This window comes from Loktanella sp. DJP18 (assembly GCF_049310965.1).
Classification (GTDB): Bacteria; Pseudomonadota; Alphaproteobacteria; order Rhodobacterales; family Rhodobacteraceae; genus Loktanella.
The window spans coordinates 9,744-26,906 of sequence record NZ_JBMERN010000051.1 but is presented as its reverse complement, the minus strand read 5'-3'; the positions used below and the strand labels follow the sequence as shown (position 1 = coordinate 26,906).

Here is a 17,163-nt window from a genome sequence, read left to right as displayed (position 1 = left end):
GCACCTACAGCGAAGACCAGCTGAAGATCGTCTACTTCAAGGACAAGACCGTCCGTGAAGATGCCGCCGCTGCCGCTGAAGGCGAAGCCCAGGCCGTGTCCGAGACCGCCGGCACCGCGTCCGACGAGACCGCGTCGCAGACCGCCGAGCAGATGGTCGACGACGAGATCCCGTTCTAAGGTCTTACGACCTTACGATTTTCCATCCGGGCCCGGCTGTCATTACGGCCGGGCGCGGTAAAAACAGCACCGCGCACCGGTGCAGCGAAACAGCGAGGAAAGGTCATGGCCATGAAGATTTAACGCCTTCGGGCTTAACCGGGACGCGATGCCGCTTTAATCTCCACCGGGCGCGTGACGCCCACGGATCGCACGCCCTACATCGTTGGTAGCTTCTCCCTTGCCTTAAGGCGAAGGGCTTTAATCCGCCCCTGACCGACATTGCCCACCGCGGCCGTCGGCACGTCAAACCCCGAGAGCGACGCGTCCGATCTCTGCCGACACCGCATGCGGTGCCATACATCGCGACGCTCCTCTGATAAGCCGCTTCATGAAGCGTCTTTTCAGTCGAGCGACCACGCAACACAGTTTGACAGCAGGTAGACATCGGCAGGTTCGCAGCCTTCCCGTTCTCATAAGTGAGAACGGGACAGGTGCACCCTGCCCCGAAAAAATCAGGATGACCCGATGAGCTTTAACAACACTGAAGTGTTCGATATGGCGCAGTTCAGCGCACGGATGCGTCTGATCCGTTACTTCTGCATAGCGCTTGTCGTTGGTATTTTCGCAGCAGCGATGGCTGCTCAGCACTGGGCTCCGGTGGCAAACTTGCTGCCATAACAGCTCAACGGCATCGCCTGTTGCCCTGCTCTGCGCCTGGTTTTTCTCGATCGATCCGACCGGCCACCCTGACGGGTGTGCCGGTCATTTTTATTTTGCCCCGCGAAATACTTGCTAAGCAGATTTCCGCGTGCGCCGCTTCGACACAATTTGCTGTCCACACGAACGTGAGGACGCACCATGTCGAAGCTGACCATCACTCTACCGGACCGGCTTTACCGGGTGATCGCAATAGGTCCCGACGGGAAACCCGTCAGCACCATTTGCGCGGTCGGAAACGGCCTGATGCGCTTCCTCATCGCACCGATCGTTGTCGCGACCTATGCGATCCTTCTGACCAGTATCCTGAGCGCGCTTTGCGCAAACCTGACCGTAGCCATGCTGACGGTGATCTTGACTGCGATGGGCGTGCTCTGCTTGGCCTATATCGCCGGCGACACTCTTCAGATGGCCCTGATGTCCGACCTGTCCGCGCACGCCGAGCAAGCCAACAACAGCCTGGCCAAGATCGCGATGGGAACGGTGTTCATCGGCATCCTGGCCCTCACGCTCGCCTTTCTCGTGCATGCGTTCTGCCTGCTGGCCGAGAAGTTGGTTTTCACACGCGCCTGAGACGACGCCTGAACACCAGCACCTGCCGTCCGCATCCTCAAACGAATGCAGACGGCAGGCGTCATCCGAATAAACAAGGATTTCATCCATGGCCAAAATCACCATCCCTGCGCCCAGCATCATCTATGACAATATCGATCTCACTGACCAAGGCGAACTCTTGCCGACACGATCTGTCGTCTTCAATGTCATCATGCTCGGCCTCGCCTCTACCGTCGCTTGCCTGTTTGAGGCGCTGGTAACAGCCACGATGGGGCGCGCCTTCTTGCCGACTTTGGCCGCCTGGCAGGGGCTGCCGCCAAGCACCTACACCCAGAACACCATGGTCATCATCGCCACGGGCCACATCATGCTCGCAGCACTCTGCGTCGCTTGTCTCGGCCTGCGCCGGATCGTGTCCGGCGTCACCTTTATCCGCATGGGGGGTGCAGCATGACCGACGAGCCCCTCAAAGCCTTCGATCCTGAACCGCTCTGCAAGACATGCCGGTTCCGGGGCCTGACATGGCAATCCCTCATTTGCCGTCGGTTTCCGCCGCAAATCGTCGTCGTCGACGGCAAAACGACGTCGGAGTTTCCCCAGGTCAATCACGACATGTTCTGCGCTGAATATCAGCCAGACAATTCGTAAGAGGTTTGCCGCCCGCCCCTTGGGCGCGCCGGCTTTTCCTTTTCAGTCAGTGGTAGGGTTTCTCTATTTCCAGTTCCGGGGTCCGGACTGCGTGATGTTTACGGATCGTGACGCAGCGGCCCTTGCAGGTCCGGCTGCGGGCAAGGGTGCAGGGCTGGTGGTGGATGCGTGACGCAGCCCACCGGTCAAATCGCCCCTTTCTCACGAAGGGGCGCTTCGCCCGACGGAACTGACACGAGGAAAATAAGATGGCTGACCTGAAATCGCTCGAAATCGCCCTCATCGCATCGCTCGAGAACGCTGTGCTGCCCGCACCCACAGCCGACATCGAAGCCTGCGACAGCGACCTTTTCGCCGACGTCATGTCGGACGCCGACATCGCCGCCGCTGAAGACGAGGGCCTGTCCTCGTTCCTCTAATCCGCCCTCTTTCCATTTCCCCCTGATCAGGACCCTCTCTTGCTGCGCATTACCTTCATCAAAATGATCACCGACCCGATCTCCAACTGGCGCAAGTCCCGCGCGGCAGCACGCGTAAACCTCGCCGATGTCTGGCTGCGCCAACTCATGGAAGGCCGCCTTCCCGACGAGACCGCCTCGCTGCGCACGACGCCCTTTATTTCCGTCCTCGACGTTGCGTCCGAGCTGCGCCGCCGGACGCGCATGGCCGTCGGTGTTTCGCCGTCGCCCGCGATGGTGGACACCGTCGCGACCACCTTGATCGCCAAAGGTGTGATCTACATCGAGAGCGAATACGCCCGCGTCTGCTGACCGGTCCTGCGGACAATCAGAAAACAGGGGTCGTAGGAACGCCGGACCGGTCAAATCGCCCCTTTCATTCTGAAGGGGCGCTTCGCCCGCAACGACGAGACAGGAGAGACAAGATGGCCCAGGCAACCGCGCTCGAGATCCAGATCATCGCAGCCCTCGCCACCGCCGAGATCGCAGCACCCGCGACCGAGATCGTCTCAGACGACAGCGATCTTTTCGCCGACATCATGGCCGAGGCCGATGACGCCTGCGATATGTCCAGCTTCCTCTGAAGCACAGACAGCACGATATTGCGCGGGACCGCCCGCACACCCCACAGATCCGATGAGGAGATCATCCATGCTGACCGCAACCGTGACTTACGACCTGCACGCCAACAAGCGCGAAGAAGCCGATATCGCAGCCCTGAGCCCGGTCCGCGACTTAGACGCCTTCGTCAAGCGCATTCGCGAACTCGTGCGTGCCCCGAACGATCACCGCCTGAACGGACTCGAGGCTCTGGCCTTCGCCAATGCTGCGGTGGGTGACAAACATGTCGTGCTGGCCGAGTCCCCCGCGATCTACGATCTCGCGGTGTCCTTGATGCCCAGCTGTGTCGACACGGACCAGCTGATGATGGCGATCAAGCGCGGGTGGAACAAGCGTGGACCGCTCGATCACGCCCGCCTCAAGCGCCTTGTCGACGCCCTCGTCGCCTGCGGTCGCTACAAGCTGCACATCGACGCGGATGGCGTTGTCGAATGCCTGATGGGCGTCTCCGAGGGTGAAAACCAGATCGTCGTGGGCGAGATCGGCTTGATGACCTACAGCAGCTATTCGCAGGCTGCCGAAAACATCGAACAGATCACGCTGCGCAAGACCGGCCAGCGCGCGCCCGCCGCGTCTGTCGCCGACGTCCTGCGCAACCTGACCGCACTGGACGTGATCAAGTTCTATCCCATCGCCGCCTGATCAGGCCGCAGATGCTGCGCGTCGTGCTGACGCGCAGCACCCAAGGGGTGGAATAAACCAGCGGGTCAGCCGCCGCCTTCATAAGTGAAGGCGGGCGTCAGGCCCACCGGTCGCAAAAGTGCGAACATCAGTTTTTCGGGAGATGACCGTCATGACGATTAACCACAACCGCTTTCTCAACGAGCAGCGCGAGGCCGCCAGGGCGCTGGACGAGCAGCGCTTCCAGTCGGCGCTGGATGACGCGGCACGGACGCCGACAGATGCCGAGTTGGAGGTTGCGCCGATCCTGCACAACTACGCAATGATCTCAGGCGTGTTCGAAACGCGCCCGATGCTGATCGGAGAGGTCGAAGGTCACACCGAGCTGCGCCCCGGGATGATCTCGACCTCCGGCGTCGTGCTGATCGACACGGAAGCTGGCTTCGCCCGCACCCAGAGCCGCTGGTATCGCCTGGGCACACCCGCGGATTTCGACGACGAGGCACAGAACACGACTCGGGCCATGCAGCGCTTTGACGCCTTCACCGTCGTGAACGCCGATGAGTTCGCCAAGATGATCGCGGACGAGCGCGCGCTGCTCAAGCAGGCCCTCGAGGCCGGGGCCTACTGACCCGAAAGACAGACAGGCAGACAGCCAGACAGAGACAAGCCGGCCCACCTCGCGGTGGTGCCGGCTTTTTGCGTCCCTCAGGGGTCTACGGAAAACCATGACAGGGCAGATCCGGTCAGACTCATCTTCATAGGTGAAGATGTGCCAGACCGGCACGCCCCCAGAAAAAACGAAGTGGACGGATCACATGAGCAAGCACATCGACGTCACGGACATCTCGCGCGTCAACCCGATGGCGACCCTCTCTGTTACAGACGGCTTCGTGCTGATCGTCACGGACTCGGGCTACGTCAATCACCTCTACTCGGCCCACGTCGCGCGTCGCAAGGGCGACCTTTTCCTCAACGTGGGCGGTGACGACATCGTCGCGAACTACGGTGGTGAGGCCCTTGGCTGGATGCCCCTGCCGTTCTGCGAGGCCGAAGTCGACGCTGCGCGCAAAGCCCACAAGGCTCTCCTCGCCAACCAGCGACCTTACGTAGACGGCACTGCCGCCGAGCTCATCCAGTTCGCGCGGGAGTGCGTGTCAGAGGTGGCCGGCGCCATCGGTCCCCGCCGCGCGCTTATGAAGCTGCACCAGCGCATCGGCGAGGACATGGAAGGCGATCGCCTGCCGGCCGACCCAACGCTGGAGTTGATCCGCTGTGATCTCACCACCTGGGTCAAAGCCGTGATTACCGACGCTCACGCGGTCAAAGCGATCCGCAAGCGCCTGCAATCCTGAAGATGAGCCGGAGTGGCACCTCAAAGTCGGCAGCCTCATCAGTGAGGCCGCCGCCGTTTCGGTCGCCTTGATAGTCGAAAGCAGCAAAGTGAGAGGATTAAAAAGATGACCGTTCGTGACACCATGTTCGCCGGACTGGCGCTGATCATGCTCATCGCGCCCGCAGCCGTGGCCCTGAAAATGGACATGCGCTTCCTGGACGTGACCAGCGCGTTCTACAACTGACACTCACAACGATCGGCCGGCCACCCCACGGGGTGTGCCGGCCTTTTCCTTTTCAGATCAGTGGATCTTGTCCGGGTAACGCCGTCGTCCCGGACGCACCCATCTTCTGGCTCGAAGATAGATCGCGTCCCGGACCGTTCGGGATCGCAAACTGGAGAACGCCATGACCATTCACCCCAAGTTGTCGCTCGACCGCCTGACCGTTCGCCCGATGGCCACGCTGCGTGAAGAGGACGGCTTCGTGCTGATCGTCACGCGCACCGGTCTCATCGACGCGCCCTACGGCGCCTACGTCGCCCGCTACGACGGTGAGACCTGGCGCGACTACCGCGACAACGGCATCCGTGGCGTCTACGCCGAGATCCTCATGGGCTGGATGCCCCTGCCCTTCAGCGCGACAGACGTCGACCAGGCCCTGCGCCTGCAAGACGAACTGAACGCCGACCCCGAGATGCAGATGCCCGTGCTCGAGGGCGATGCCGCAGATCACCTCGCGAGAGCCCGCATCGCGGTCTTCGCGGCAGGCCCCGCCACCAAGGCGCGCGCCATCATGGCGAGCCTCTATCGCCAGCTCGGTGACGACGTGAATGGCCCTCGCCTGCCCGCCTCGGCCCCCGCCGCCCTGGTGCGCCTGCGGGCCGAGATCACCCACTGGGTGCTTGAGCGCGCGACCGATGCCGGCGCGCTTCTCGCGGTCATCGCGTGCCTGGGCGACCAGGCCCGGCGGCAGTCCCACGATCATCCTTCCGTCTGACCAGGATTTGCCGGCCACCCCAGCGGGTGCGCCGGCTTTTTCCTTGTCAGGATGTGCTTGTTCGGCGGACGCCTCTCCATGCGTCGTCAGAAAGACAGACAGGCAGCCAGAAAGACTAACAGACAGATCAACACCTGCACCGGGGCGCCGGGGATGTTCATAGATGAACACCCCGCCGCACCTGCGCGTCTGGAAAAATCCCATCGAGGAGAACACACATGTTCAATGCCGACATCAAGTTCAGCATCAGCATCCACGACGCAGAGACGATCGCAGCCATCAAGGCGCTGAGCCCGGCCGACGGCCTGATCTACGTCGTGAAGGGCATCCGCGAAATCTTCAAGGACACTCCGCAAAGCGCATACGCCGACCTGCGCATCTCAAAGCAGATCGCTCAGGCCGCCATCGACCAAGGGCTCATCCTGCTGCTGCCACAGCGGCACATCCGCAAGGATATCGTCGAAGCCGCCGCGACCTGCGCGACAACGCGCAGTCTCGCTGGTCAGATGGGCGGCATCTACGCCACTTACAACATGGCGCGTCCTTCGCTGAAAGTCATACTCGCCATCGCCGAGGCGATGGTCGCCTCTGGCGAGGCTGTCCTTATAACCGAGAAAGAGAAGGCGGCCGACGACATGCTCCGCCGCATCGTCTCCGGCACCGCCGTCGAGGCCCGCGCCCGCCTGAAGGGCCGCACCTTCGCGGATGACGTCGAGGCCTGCGAGGTCATCTCCGACATGGTCGATTTCGCCACCGATGCCTTTCCGCAGACGACCAGCTTGCGGACCTGCGTGAAAGAGCTCGCACAGATGGGTGTCATCACCATCACCGACAGCGCAATGGCCGACTGACCGCGCTCTCTCCCGTTCACACCTTCACCTGATACCTATCCTGAGGAGACTGCCATGTTCACGACCAAGGTCGCGTTCGACGTCAATATCGGCCACCCGCAGATGCTGGCCGACATCAAGGCTCTGAGCCCGGCTTTCAGCGAGCTCACGGTCTTCAAGGGTATCCGTGACATCCTCAAGAAGGATCGCCCGGATCTGTGCGACATCCAGGTTTGCCGGCAAGTGGCGAAGGCCGCCATCGCGCAGGGCATCGTCCATCTGCTGCCACCTGCGCCCGTGCACAATGCGATCGTCGCGGCGGCTCCGCACTGCGGCACGATTGATGCGTTGGTCCGTGCTGCCATTGACGCCTACAAGGCGCACGGCGTTGTCTGGCCGTCCCTCATTCACCTGCGCGGACTGCTGAAAGACATGGTTGCCCTGGGTGACCTGACTTTATCCAGCGACCGGTCTGCCGAAGCAGACGCACCCCGCATCGACCTCGACATCCCCACGGCCGGTGCAGCGCAGGATATCGCCACCACCATGAGCAAGGTCAGGTGTAGCGAGGACTCGTGAGAGATACGGCGACGCAGTTGCTCCGGGGATGTTCACGAGCGAACACCTCGGCGCACCGGCGTCCGGGAAAAACGCAGAAGGATACTCCTCATGGTCGATTTCAGCGTCGCATCCCGCACCGCCTTCAAGGCGAAGCCCCGCGCACCCGAGTCCCCCTACGCGCACATCGACCGCACGCACTTCCGCGATCAGAAGATCATGCGCCACAGCGTCACCGTCTTCCACACCGACACCCGCCACCCCACGCCCGGTCTCGATGACCGTTCGTATCGCGCCACCGTCATGCGCCAGGATAAGGCGGAAGACATCCGCCTGGTCTTCCTCGGCCAGCGCGCCGACGACTTCGCGAACGGTGCTCTCGTCGAGCAAATGGAAGCCGAGCGCCAGGTCTGCTGCGAAAAGCAAAACTGGGACGCCGAAGAGAAGATCTCCGCGCAGATGCGCGTCGAGGGCTTCTGGAAACCCCGTAAGTGGAAGGACCGCGATGGTGCCTGGCGCACCGCGTGGGAGTTCTTCGTCGCCCAGTGGCACTTCAGCCTGAACGGCGAAGACGATGTCATCACCGAAGGCGCGGCCGTCGGCGCCTAACCACGCACTCCTGATCGGACGCACGCCCAGCGCATGCATCCCGATCAGGATATGAACAAGGCCCCCGCAGTGAGAGACGCACGTAGAGGTGTGGATCACCCATAGGGGAGAGAAATACCCGTAGAGGAGAAGCGCTATGCTGCTGTTTAATGTCACGAAGAAATACATCATCGACGATCACGAGGAGATCCTGCCACTCCTGAAGGCGTTGGGGCCGTGCCGCGACATGCTGGCATTCACGACGCAGGTTCACGACCTGCTGAACATCCACCGTCCCGATATCGCCAGTGGTGATGTCGCTATCTCCCTCGCCACGCTGCTGGCCGACACCGGGTCTGTCTTTGTCTTCCCCAATGGCGATATCTTCGATGCTGTCGTCGCAGAGGGAGGTCGCACAACCTCGATCATGCATCTCGTCGACTTCACGCGCCGCGCCCTTGCCCGTGAGACGCATGCACGGTGCGACGAACCCACAGCCATGCGCGCCATCGTCCAGTCGATCGATCGCGGCATGATGAAGCTCGCTGCGTAATGAGTGCCGTGTCTCACCTATAGAGGGGAGACGCATCTCATGACGGAAAGTCCCGCAGCCATACAGACAGAGACAGCCAGCATCCTGACGGGTGCTGGCTGTTTCCGTGCAGGCTCCGCCAGCACAATTTCCTCTCTGCCTGTCTGTCTTTCTGTCTGTCTTTCGAGAGGGCCGGGAAGAGAGACGCGGGCGCGCCGTTCCAGCTCCCTCATAGGTGAGGGTGCTGGAGACGCCGGCCCCAAGATGAAATCCGCAATGGAGAGCAAGATGCCACACGAACTGAACTCGGTCATGGTGAAATCCAAGGACGTCGCCCGCCCGTCGGTGCAGGGCTTCTACCTGTCCACCACGAGCTCGACCTCGCGCTCCATGCTGGCCGACATCGCGACCGCGCACCCCGAGGCGATGACCGAGGACAACCTCGCCGCCGTCCTGTCGCCTGCGCAGGCGCTCGGCATCCTGACCGGTTGGCTGGTTCTGCACCAGAAGGGCAGGTTCCATGCCGACAGCGCCGCCATTTGCCAGGAATTCGGCGAGATGATCGAGTGTGCCCAGAATGGCCACAGCTGGATCATCACCAGCGAATAAGGCGGCACAGGACCCTCATCCGTGAGGGGCTGCACCGCCTCCCTCATATCCTGATCAGGAAGGACCTCTTGCATGGCACTCTCCCTCTTTTCTCAGTTTTTTGTCGGCCAGATCGACTTCGTCAGCACCGGCGCTGCCGTCGAAAAATCCGCCATCTCCGGGATGGCGTCGCTGATGGCGCATCTCGTGAGCCTCGGCGCCACCAAGGCAATCCACATCTGCGATGCGGAAGAAACCCCGCTCGAGAATACGCTGCATACCGATCCGCGCGAGTGGTCGCTCCTTGCGCGCCACAGCAAGAACGGCGCGTGGAACTGGGTCGTCATCGGGGCGGCAAGCCTCTACGACATCGCCGTCGAGCTCTTCGAGACCCTTCAAACCGGCAACATGAGCGAGATCGCCATCTACCCGCCAGGCACGCCGATGCCTCGCATGATCGGCTGAGAAAAGAGAAACACACGCCCGGCAGCGCCGGCCCTTCATGGGTGAAGGGCCCGCCGCAGCGGTCCGCAAAAACAAAGAGGATGCCCAGCATGACCAACATCTCCATGATCGCCGCCCTGCGCCCGCTTGCCGACATCGCCGACGCCTTCGACCGCGATGTGCTGATGGATCTCAGCGTCAGCCCGCGCAAGGGCTCGGCTGCAAGCCAGTCCGACGAAGAGATCGTCCAGGGTCGCGGGGGCCGCACGCTTCTGACGCTCGGCCACGCCATCGCCGCACGCACCGCGATCCGCACGAAGGACGGCCTGGCTGCCGCCCTGGCGCCGCTCGCCGCAATCGCGAACGCATATGACGCCAACGAGCTCGATGACGAAGCCCGCAAGTTCTGGGGTGTCGATGGCGAACACACCAACGACGCCGATCCCGCGCGCATCGAGCTGGTGAACACCGATGGCGGCGGCCTGCTGGTGAGCCTCGCACATGCGCTGCATGCCCGCGATGCATTCGCGCCGGTGCGCGCTGTCGCCTGACGACAACGCGGCCACCGCGGGGCCCGCTCGGAGCGACGCGCCTGCGCGCCTACCTCCAGGATGACGGAACATCAGACACGGCAGCGGTTCGCCGCCCTCTCATTGGTGAGAGGGGCGTCGCACCCCGGCCAGAAAACAAAGGACAGCAAGATGATCGTGAAGACCAAAGTGACCTACACCGTAAACGGCGGCGACGACATCACGACCAATCTGTCTCTTGATGTGCCGGATGGCACGGCGATGACCGGCGACACCGCGCGCTTCACGCTGATGTCGAAGGCCGCCGACCAACTGGTCGACAAAGGTCAGATCTGCCTGACCGGCTTCAAGATCCTCGACGAAGCGGTCCCCGCTTGATCCTCTCATCCACCGTCACACCACCAAAGTGAAGGACGCGCGGGCCAGGCCTTGCGTGGTTTCCATTGGTGAAACCCACGAAGGACTGTCCCGATGAAACATCGCAACGACCAAGCTCTCGCCCTGCGTATGCGTGCCGGCAACGCCGGCTGCGCCATCGCCGTCGACACCCGCCCCAAGTCGATCCCGAACAAGAAGGCGCGCAACACCCGCAAGGGTGACCGCCAGAAGCTGCACAAGGGTCAGTGGGACTGATCCTACCTCAGCTCCGCCTCAGTCCGACAGATGCGGCCGGCCTCCTGATGGGAGGTCGGCCTTTTCTCATTCAGGTCCCGAAGGCCTCCTTCTAACGAGGAAGTAGCGGATGCGCCGGGAGTGAGCCGCCTCTTCATAGGTGAAGAGGCGCATCACGCCCCGCTGATAAAAATCAAAGAAGGACGTCCGAAATGGCAATCATCATCGCAAAGACGAACCAGAGCAACGTCACGCGCACGCACATGGTCGGGATCATGAGTATCGCCGCCTGCGCCAGTCTCGGCGAGAGCGATCACGTGTTGCGCGCGCAGCAGGATATGTGAGCCCACGTGGCCGACAACCTCTACGGCGACGCGCCGCACGCGAGCCTGAGCGAGATCCACGAGCAGGTGGCCGCCCTCGAGGTCGACGACCTGCGCTGGGCGATCAGCCACAGCGTGCGAGAAGGCTTCATCGTGAACCTTGCCGTGCCTCGCCTGATCCAGGTCGATTACGACGGCTACGACAGCGATGACGATTTCGATCACGCCGCAGTCGAAGAAGGCGGCAAGGCAGCCGCCGTCTCAGATGACGCCTGCGACATCGTCACGGTCTACGTCCGCGACATGGCCCTTCTGCCGGATGTCATGGCCGAGGTCGGCTCCACCCAGACCCTGAAGTTCGCGGCGGCCTACCGCTACGCCCCGAACAAGGACGATCTCCTCCCGATCACAGCCTGATCAATCAGAACCCTCCCCCGAAAGACAGACAGAAAGGTTCCCCGAAGGGCGAATACAAAGAAAGCAACGGCACCCGCAGCTTCGCCCCGGACAACACGCCTGACACGCTTTACGTGGAGAGCGGGTTCATGATGTCGCTCGATGACCTGATCGAGCGCGCGAAGCGTCACTTCGGCGAGGACATCAATCTCGAAGACATCCAGATCTCGGCGGAGCACATCCATTCGCGGTGTCTCGGCTTTGATGCCTACTGCTACGATGATCATGACAACTTCATCGTCCTCACCCGCAAGGCCTAAACCACACCGCAGGGTGGCAGATGGCCCCGCCCCTTCCGAAACGAAGGGGCGGATACAACATTCTGCCTGACTTCCTTGAAGAAAGACGCCTACTCATGACGCTCCGCTGGCTCTGGGTCGATCCGTGGATCGCCTGCAAGATCCCTGAACTGCGCAAGCTCATTGCTGCGGCCTACGGCCTGCGCATCGCGCGCAATGTCGTCGGATCGCTATCACTTTTGCTGTGCATCCCTTTCATCCCGCTGATCTTCGCGGGTCGGATCGCGCAGTGGCTGTGCAGACGACTGACGACGCCCCACGGCCTGATCAGCAATCTGCACGACGACGCCCGCAACCGCGTGCGTGCAACGATGAGCGTCGAAGAGATCCGTCGCCGCGCCTACGGCGAGGAGCGTCCAAGAATCCTTCCGAACACATTGCGCCGGCGACCCTGAGGGTTTGCCGGCTCTTTCTTGTGGCTATCGCGGAATGAATGCACACACCCTCCGTGCCGGCCGTCTCATAGGTGAGACCGCCACCACGGCGGGCCTGATGATACTGGAGATGACCCATGGCTGATCTGAACACCCGCATCGCAGCCATGGCTGACGCGATCTTCCCCGTCATCGTGCCGAGGTTCGAGACCGGAGACGACGGCGAGCTATTGCTGACCTGCCCTTTCGACGGCACCTCCAGCTATGACATCTACGAGGGCGATAATCCCGGCACATGGGTCGTCATCCTCGATGACGAAGACGATGCGGCCACAGGACCGGACGGCACGCCGCTCCAGTCCGTCGCGGCCGCCCAGCGCCTCATCGCCAGCCTGATGGCAATGAGGCTGATCAAGACGCAAGGCACGATCGACAATGCCGCGCGCCTTGGTATCGAGATCCTCGTCTGATCCCAACGGGCCTTCTCCGACCCGGAAAAATCGCACACACGGACTGGCCGGGACCCTGTCGGGTCTCCGGCCTTTTTCCTTGTCATGTCAGACCTCAGGTTGGGCCGTCTTTCGCGAAAGATCGTGAAATGCGGCTTTCGCGTTTCCGTGTAGATCCAGACACCACAATTTCTCAGACAGCAGACGGATCACCGCGGGTCATCCCGCCCCTTCATTGGTGAAGGGGCAGGCTGCCCCACGAGACGCAAATGGAGATTGCTCATGAAACTCGCACAAACGCTCGCAGGCAACTGGGTGATCACAGCAGCCCACCCCGATGAGGAGGGCTGGGAGACCCAGCTCGCCTCCTTCGAGACCAGCTCGACCGCCGAAGGCTCGGCGCCGCGCGTCGCTCTTGAGACCGCAGCGGCGGCGCTGTTCGCGCAGCTCTCCTGCAAGCTGCCCAATGCCTGCGGCATCGGTAGTGTGCACAGTCACGACACCTCCGAAGCCAAGCGCATGCTTGAGCTCTGCAAGGCGCAGGGCTTCGCCCTTGCCGCCGCCTGATCATCCCCGCATCCCGAAGGAGACCATCATGAAGCCTTTCGCACTTCCGACTTGGATGACCGTCGTGCCGGACGTCGGCCCTCACGGTGACATTCAGTTCGCGCTGAGCGCGCTGCGTTCACGCGCCGCAGACGTGACTGCGGCGATCGACCTCGCTCTGGCCTATGAGCGAAAGCACATGGCTGAGGCTGAAGGATGTCTCGCACAAGAAAACCACGAGGACGCCGCATTGGCGGCCTCGATGCTATTCTGGACCAATCATCACATCTCGAGTCTTGAGACCCTGCGGACGCGTCTCTGCGATGTCGCCGACGACGGCGTGATCGAGATGAGTCACGACATGCAAAGCCGGATCGTCCGCAACCTGCCGTAGGCTGCTTCGCCGCCTGAAGAGCTGAGAGACCGCGGTCTCCAGTCCCTCTCATTGGTGAGAGGGCCTTGGCCCGCAGTCCTGAGGGAGTTCGACATGATTGGGATCACCGGAATCTGCGTTGAGCAGCACCACGTAAGCTGGACGCTTCACGCAAGCGACGGCACACGCACGAGCCAGATCGCCTACGACGGATACAACGGTGCCGTAGCCAGAGCCCTCTGCCGCGACGCCCTGATCGGTAAGGACGACAAGGGCTGGTTCATCGACAACTGGGCCGACACCGAAATGCGCTGGGCAGAGGCACATGAGGCCGCACGCGCTTTCACGGTGCTTTTCGTGCGCACGCATCTACCGCAGTTCTTTCCGGCCGTTTCCTGACGGCTTACTGCGATCTCCATGATTTGCCGGCCGCCCCTTGGGCCCCGGCATTTTCCTTTTCAGGTGCGGGTTCATCCGGACTCCTGCCGTCAGAAGGCAGGGCGCGTCCCGTCCCCACCACCCTCATAAGTGAGGGCGGCGGTGACAGGCACGCCCAAGAAAAAATCCCGAGGAGCACTTCATGTCCCTGATTACCATCTCCGCTGCCGCCGTCTTCGACCACGCCAACTTCAACGGCGGCGCAGGCCTGCACATCTGGTCCGGCGACTTCGCAGCACCGCACCACGACAGCATGGCGTTCGAGACGCCCTCCGAAATCGCAGGCAGCCTCGCCATGGTGGCCACCGGGCTGGTGATCGTGGCCGACCGCGCCGTGGCCGGCGATGTCGTTCACATCTGCATCCGCGGCGGCCAGGCCGCCTTGGATGGCGCGCTGGACTGCCACCCCGCTGCCACATCCGCGACGGAACTCGTGCTGAACCTCGTGGCCGCGCTCAGCAGCTCGCTCGACGATGCTGGCGTTGCCATCAAGTGGCTCGTGCCTGTGCGCTCCCACTCCGGCATCGCACACGCCCGTGTCGCAGCCTGTGAGGCCGGCCTTCAGGCTCTGGCAGCAGCCTGCGACGCCGAACCCGCCGATCACACTGCCGATCTGCCCATCGCGGCCTGAAGACAAACCGACAGTGCGCGCCCCTGCCGCGCTGTCGGCCCCATGAATGAGACCGCCAGTCCGGCGAACGCGTGAAAGGATCACGACATGCAGATCAAGACCCCCGCCGAGGCCCTGAGCCCGCTCGCAGCCATCGCCGATGCATTCGATGCGAACTTGCTGGACATGGACGGCGCCCGCAAGTTCTGGGGCCAGCCCGACAATCACCGTCCGCGCCGGGAGCCCGACCGTGTCGTGCTCTATACCGGCCTCGGCGGCCGCATCCTGCTGACGCTGGCAGACGCCTTCACCGCCCGCAACGCCCTCACCTACGGGATGGGTATCGTCCCGGCTCTCAAGCCGCTGGTCGAGATCTCCCGCGCCTACGACGAGAACTGCCTCGACGGCCCGGCCCGCAAGTTCCGGCCGCGCGGCGATGATGCATCACCCATGTCGGCCGTCGTCCTTCTGACGAACATCGTTCTGGTGACCGATGTGAACGGGATGCCGATCCTGACGCTTCAGGATGTCACCGACGGCCACATCAGCTGGCTCCAGGCGCGCGAAGACGCACGCCAGCTCGCCGCCCAACTGGCCCGCGAACGCGAAGCCACCCGCACCGGTCTGCGCGATACCGCCTGATAACGAGACGCCGGCCGCCCCTTCGGGCGCGCCGGCTTTTCCTTTTCAGGTGCGTGAGCACGATATGGGATGGATGCGGACTCCCGGGCCACCGGTCTCATAGGTGAGACCGGCGCCCCGCGCGCCCTTGCCGCTGGATAGATGGAGAGAGTGATATGGCTATGATGCTGGAGCTGAGCAACGCTACCGAAAAGAAGAAGACGCTGCGCGACCGCATCTGGGAGGCGACCGTGACCCGCCTCGGCTGCATGGATTACCAGTGGCAGATGCGCTGGCGCAACTGTGGCCTGTCGCTGAAGACCGAGGTCGATCTCGAGCCCCTGCCCGAGGAAAATCAATACGTCGTCTACACGACGATCGTGATCGGGCCGTTCCAGATGATCACCTACGACGTCGGCTTCGGCAAACGCTGAAGTAACCGACCGGGGCCCCGCGCCCCGGTCATTTCCACCGACCTGACAATCCGCATTCAGAGGACGCCTCTCATGACCGAAACCATCACGCCCGTCCGCATCGCCAAGGGCGACCCCGTCCGCATCAAGGACATGCCCGTCACGACGATCTACATCGTCGATGCGGTCAAGAAGATGGCACATACCTTCTACGCCGTCTCCGAAGACCAGCGCTCGGGGCACTGGTTCGACTTCGAAGAAGTCGCCGAGGTCATGGCCTGATGGGAATGATCATGACGGGTGAGCCCCGCTACCGCCTCATGGGCCCCGACCAAACCCTCACGGTCTCAGGCGACACCCTGCACTTCGAAGGCAGAGATGACGGCACCAGCTTCACGGCCTTAGCCGCAGAGCCGCTGCCTGATGACAACGACGCGTTCGAGAACGCACTCATCATCGCGGTCAACGAGATCGCCCAGCGGGACGATGTCCGCGGCGATCCGGTCATCCTGTCGCTGGTCCAGGATGTTCAACAGCTCCTCCTCGATTACTTCGAGGCGGCCTGAGGCCAGATCGACAGCAGCTCCCACCCATGTCCGGCATCCTCATAGGTGAGGATGCCACACAGGGTGGCGCGCCAAGAGAGGTTGAGAAGATGACCGCATCGATCACACACCCAGACCAACCCCGCTATCGCCTTGCAGGCATGTATCGCAGCATGACCCTCATCGGCGACACCTTGCACTTCGTCGACACGCAAAAGGGCATCAGCCTCGAAGCCATGGCTGCGACGCCCCTGCCCGACGACAAGGATGCGCTCGAAGAAGCGCTGATCGTCGCTCTCGACGAAATCGCCGAGCGCGAGGACGTCCGGCGGAACTTGCCGGCTTACTGGATGATCCGCGACATCCAGGATGGTCTCGCAGAGAACATGCACGCCCACCGATGACAGATTGATCGAGCCGGCCACCCGATGCGGGTGTGCCGGCTTTTTCTATGGGGGCAAGTGCCCGCCACCCGATCCGGCATCCTCATAGGTGAGGATGCCACACAGGGTGGCGCGCCAAGAGAGGTTCAGCAGATGACCGCATCCAAGTTTCAGATCTCTTTCGCCTACTCCGACGAGACACAGGACTTCACCGACGCGCAGGCCGCCGGCCGCGCCTTCGCCGCAGCCGACGCAGCGCTGGCCCCGCTCGTCATCCGATCCAGCGCCATGGGTGCGCGCACCGTCGCCCGCTCGATGCGCACCGACGCAGGGTTTGCCAAGGCTGCCCCCACACTCGCCAGCGTCCTCGCTGATCCGCTGAATCCAGAACCGGAGTTCTGGGTCGGCTACCACGGGGCCACCGTGCCGATGGCCGCCTGAGGGCGCGAGGCTTTTCCTTTTCAGGATCGGGTCAGGTGATCCGAGATTCAGACCAGGTGAGCCCAGCCCCTTCATAGGTGAAGGGGCCGCGTTCA

General features: G+C 62.6%; 35 protein-coding genes. All 35 read left to right on the top strand.

Annotation, left to right across the window (positions count from 1 at the left end):
- Positions 1-686: 686 nt before the first annotated feature.
- The 35 genes from ACOI1H_RS14775 to ACOI1H_RS14605 all read left to right on the top strand — a co-directional run bounded on the left by ACOI1H_RS14775 (position 687) and on the right by ACOI1H_RS14605 (position 17,068).
- Entirely contained in the window at positions 687-839 is a 153-nt protein-coding gene (locus tag ACOI1H_RS14775) for a hypothetical protein (protein WP_422438569.1), read from the top strand.
- A 180-nt stretch (positions 840-1,019) separates the two neighbouring features.
- Positions 1,020-1,451, top strand: coding sequence for a hypothetical protein (locus ACOI1H_RS14770; protein WP_422438567.1), 432 nt, complete (start codon positions 1,020-1,022; stop codon positions 1,449-1,451).
- 88 nt (positions 1,452-1,539) lie between these two features.
- Positions 1,540-1,887: a hypothetical protein gene (locus tag ACOI1H_RS14765; protein WP_422438566.1), complete on the top strand. Its 348-nt coding sequence runs from the start codon at positions 1,540-1,542 to the stop codon at positions 1,885-1,887.
- Positions 1,884-2,081: a hypothetical protein gene (locus ACOI1H_RS14760; RefSeq protein WP_422438565.1), complete on the top strand. Its 198-nt coding sequence runs from the start codon at positions 1,884-1,886 to the stop codon at positions 2,079-2,081. The genes ACOI1H_RS14765 and ACOI1H_RS14760 overlap by 4 nt, the downstream gene beginning before the upstream one ends.
- 248 nt (positions 2,082-2,329) lie before the next feature.
- On the top strand, positions 2,330-2,500 hold the full coding sequence (locus ACOI1H_RS14755; protein WP_422438564.1) for a hypothetical protein: 171 nt from the start codon (positions 2,330-2,332) through the stop codon (positions 2,498-2,500).
- A gap of 39 nt (positions 2,501-2,539) precedes the next feature.
- Positions 2,540-2,851 carry a hypothetical protein gene (locus tag ACOI1H_RS14750; RefSeq protein ID WP_422438562.1) on the top strand — a complete coding sequence of 104 codons (312 nt, stop codon included), beginning with the start codon at positions 2,540-2,542 and terminating at the stop codon, positions 2,849-2,851.
- A gap of 113 nt (positions 2,852-2,964) precedes the next feature.
- On the top strand, positions 2,965-3,123 hold the full coding sequence (locus ACOI1H_RS14745; RefSeq protein WP_422438561.1) for a hypothetical protein: 159 nt from the start codon (positions 2,965-2,967) through the stop codon (positions 3,121-3,123).
- A 67-nt stretch (positions 3,124-3,190) separates the two neighbouring features.
- Positions 3,191-3,802, top strand: a complete 612-nt coding sequence (locus ACOI1H_RS14740; protein ID WP_422438559.1) for a hypothetical protein — start codon at positions 3,191-3,193, stop codon at positions 3,800-3,802.
- 151 nt (positions 3,803-3,953) lie between these two features.
- Positions 3,954-4,412, top strand: coding sequence for a DUF6634 family protein (locus tag ACOI1H_RS14735; RefSeq protein ID WP_422438558.1), 459 nt, complete (start codon positions 3,954-3,956; stop codon positions 4,410-4,412).
- A 187-nt stretch (positions 4,413-4,599) separates the two neighbouring features.
- Positions 4,600-5,136: a hypothetical protein gene (locus ACOI1H_RS14730; protein WP_422438556.1), complete on the top strand. Its 537-nt coding sequence runs from the start codon at positions 4,600-4,602 to the stop codon at positions 5,134-5,136.
- A gap of 388 nt (positions 5,137-5,524) precedes the next feature.
- Positions 5,525-6,115, top strand: coding sequence for a hypothetical protein (locus tag ACOI1H_RS14725; protein ID WP_422438554.1), 591 nt, complete (start codon positions 5,525-5,527; stop codon positions 6,113-6,115).
- A 218-nt stretch (positions 6,116-6,333) separates the two neighbouring features.
- Positions 6,334-6,966: a hypothetical protein gene (locus ACOI1H_RS14720; protein ID WP_422438553.1), complete on the top strand. Its 633-nt coding sequence runs from the start codon at positions 6,334-6,336 to the stop codon at positions 6,964-6,966.
- Positions 6,967-7,020: 54 nt separating this feature from the next.
- A complete protein-coding gene (locus ACOI1H_RS14715) occupies positions 7,021-7,524 on the top strand; it encodes a hypothetical protein (protein WP_422438551.1) in 504 nt (167 codons plus the stop codon).
- A 90-nt stretch (positions 7,525-7,614) separates the two neighbouring features.
- The gene (locus ACOI1H_RS14710; RefSeq protein ID WP_422438549.1) at positions 7,615-8,112 is read left to right on the top strand and encodes a hypothetical protein; all 498 of its coding nucleotides are present in this window, start codon (positions 7,615-7,617) and stop codon (positions 8,110-8,112) included.
- Positions 8,113-8,248: 136 nt separating this feature from the next.
- Positions 8,249-8,644: a hypothetical protein gene (locus tag ACOI1H_RS14705; RefSeq protein WP_422438547.1), complete on the top strand. Its 396-nt coding sequence runs from the start codon at positions 8,249-8,251 to the stop codon at positions 8,642-8,644.
- Positions 8,645-8,911: 267 nt separating this feature from the next.
- A complete protein-coding gene (locus ACOI1H_RS14700) occupies positions 8,912-9,232 on the top strand; it encodes a hypothetical protein (protein ID WP_422438546.1) in 321 nt (106 codons plus the stop codon).
- Between the two features lie 72 nt (positions 9,233-9,304).
- Positions 9,305-9,676, top strand: a complete 372-nt coding sequence (locus ACOI1H_RS14695; RefSeq protein ID WP_422438545.1) for a hypothetical protein — start codon at positions 9,305-9,307, stop codon at positions 9,674-9,676.
- A gap of 89 nt (positions 9,677-9,765) precedes the next feature.
- Positions 9,766-10,206 (top strand): hypothetical protein, encoded by a 441-nt coding sequence (locus tag ACOI1H_RS14690; RefSeq protein ID WP_422438543.1) that lies wholly within the window; start codon positions 9,766-9,768, stop codon positions 10,204-10,206.
- 150 nt (positions 10,207-10,356) lie between these two features.
- Positions 10,357-10,563, top strand: a complete 207-nt coding sequence (locus tag ACOI1H_RS14685) for a hypothetical protein (protein ID WP_422438541.1) — start codon at positions 10,357-10,359, stop codon at positions 10,561-10,563.
- A 93-nt stretch (positions 10,564-10,656) separates the two neighbouring features.
- Positions 10,657-10,818: a hypothetical protein gene (locus tag ACOI1H_RS14680; RefSeq protein WP_422438540.1), complete on the top strand. Its 162-nt coding sequence runs from the start codon at positions 10,657-10,659 to the stop codon at positions 10,816-10,818.
- Between the two features lie 191 nt (positions 10,819-11,009).
- The gene (locus ACOI1H_RS14675) at positions 11,010-11,141 is read left to right on the top strand and encodes a hypothetical protein (RefSeq protein ID WP_422438538.1); all 132 of its coding nucleotides are present in this window, start codon (positions 11,010-11,012) and stop codon (positions 11,139-11,141) included.
- 6 nt (positions 11,142-11,147) lie between these two features.
- Positions 11,148-11,537, top strand: a complete 390-nt coding sequence (locus ACOI1H_RS14670) for a hypothetical protein (RefSeq protein WP_422438537.1) — start codon at positions 11,148-11,150, stop codon at positions 11,535-11,537.
- Between the two features lie 128 nt (positions 11,538-11,665).
- Positions 11,666-11,836: a hypothetical protein gene (locus ACOI1H_RS14665; protein ID WP_422438535.1), complete on the top strand. Its 171-nt coding sequence runs from the start codon at positions 11,666-11,668 to the stop codon at positions 11,834-11,836.
- Between the two features lie 95 nt (positions 11,837-11,931).
- Complete coding sequence (locus ACOI1H_RS14660) at positions 11,932-12,270, top strand: hypothetical protein (RefSeq protein ID WP_422438533.1); 339 nt, start codon at positions 11,932-11,934, stop codon at positions 12,268-12,270.
- Positions 12,271-12,386: 116 nt separating this feature from the next.
- Positions 12,387-12,719, top strand: a complete 333-nt coding sequence (locus ACOI1H_RS14655; protein WP_422438532.1) for a hypothetical protein — start codon at positions 12,387-12,389, stop codon at positions 12,717-12,719.
- A 261-nt stretch (positions 12,720-12,980) separates the two neighbouring features.
- A complete protein-coding gene (locus ACOI1H_RS14650; protein WP_422438531.1) occupies positions 12,981-13,265 on the top strand; it encodes a hypothetical protein in 285 nt (94 codons plus the stop codon).
- 28 nt (positions 13,266-13,293) lie between these two features.
- Positions 13,294-13,638 (top strand): hypothetical protein, encoded by a 345-nt coding sequence (locus ACOI1H_RS14645; protein WP_422438530.1) that lies wholly within the window; start codon positions 13,294-13,296, stop codon positions 13,636-13,638.
- Positions 13,639-13,731: 93 nt separating this feature from the next.
- Complete coding sequence (locus ACOI1H_RS14640) at positions 13,732-14,016, top strand: hypothetical protein (protein WP_422438528.1); 285 nt, start codon at positions 13,732-13,734, stop codon at positions 14,014-14,016.
- A 181-nt stretch (positions 14,017-14,197) separates the two neighbouring features.
- Entirely contained in the window at positions 14,198-14,686 is a 489-nt protein-coding gene (locus ACOI1H_RS14635) for a hypothetical protein (RefSeq protein WP_422438527.1), read from the top strand.
- Positions 14,687-14,773: 87 nt separating this feature from the next.
- Complete coding sequence (locus ACOI1H_RS14630; RefSeq protein ID WP_422438526.1) at positions 14,774-15,307, top strand: hypothetical protein; 534 nt, start codon at positions 14,774-14,776, stop codon at positions 15,305-15,307.
- Between the two features lie 155 nt (positions 15,308-15,462).
- Positions 15,463-15,720 carry a hypothetical protein gene (locus ACOI1H_RS14625; protein WP_422438525.1) on the top strand — a complete coding sequence of 86 codons (258 nt, stop codon included), beginning with the start codon at positions 15,463-15,465 and terminating at the stop codon, positions 15,718-15,720.
- Positions 15,721-15,792: 72 nt separating this feature from the next.
- Positions 15,793-15,981, top strand: coding sequence for a hypothetical protein (locus tag ACOI1H_RS14620; RefSeq protein ID WP_422438523.1), 189 nt, complete (start codon positions 15,793-15,795; stop codon positions 15,979-15,981).
- Positions 15,981-16,265, top strand: a complete 285-nt coding sequence (locus ACOI1H_RS14615; RefSeq protein ID WP_422438522.1) for a hypothetical protein — start codon at positions 15,981-15,983, stop codon at positions 16,263-16,265. The genes ACOI1H_RS14620 and ACOI1H_RS14615 overlap by 1 nt, the downstream gene beginning before the upstream one ends.
- A gap of 89 nt (positions 16,266-16,354) precedes the next feature.
- Positions 16,355-16,648, top strand: coding sequence for a hypothetical protein (locus tag ACOI1H_RS14610; protein WP_422438521.1), 294 nt, complete (start codon positions 16,355-16,357; stop codon positions 16,646-16,648).
- Positions 16,649-16,780: 132 nt separating this feature from the next.
- Complete coding sequence (locus ACOI1H_RS14605) at positions 16,781-17,068, top strand: hypothetical protein (protein WP_422438520.1); 288 nt, start codon at positions 16,781-16,783, stop codon at positions 17,066-17,068.
- Positions 17,069-17,163 lie beyond the last annotated feature (95 nt).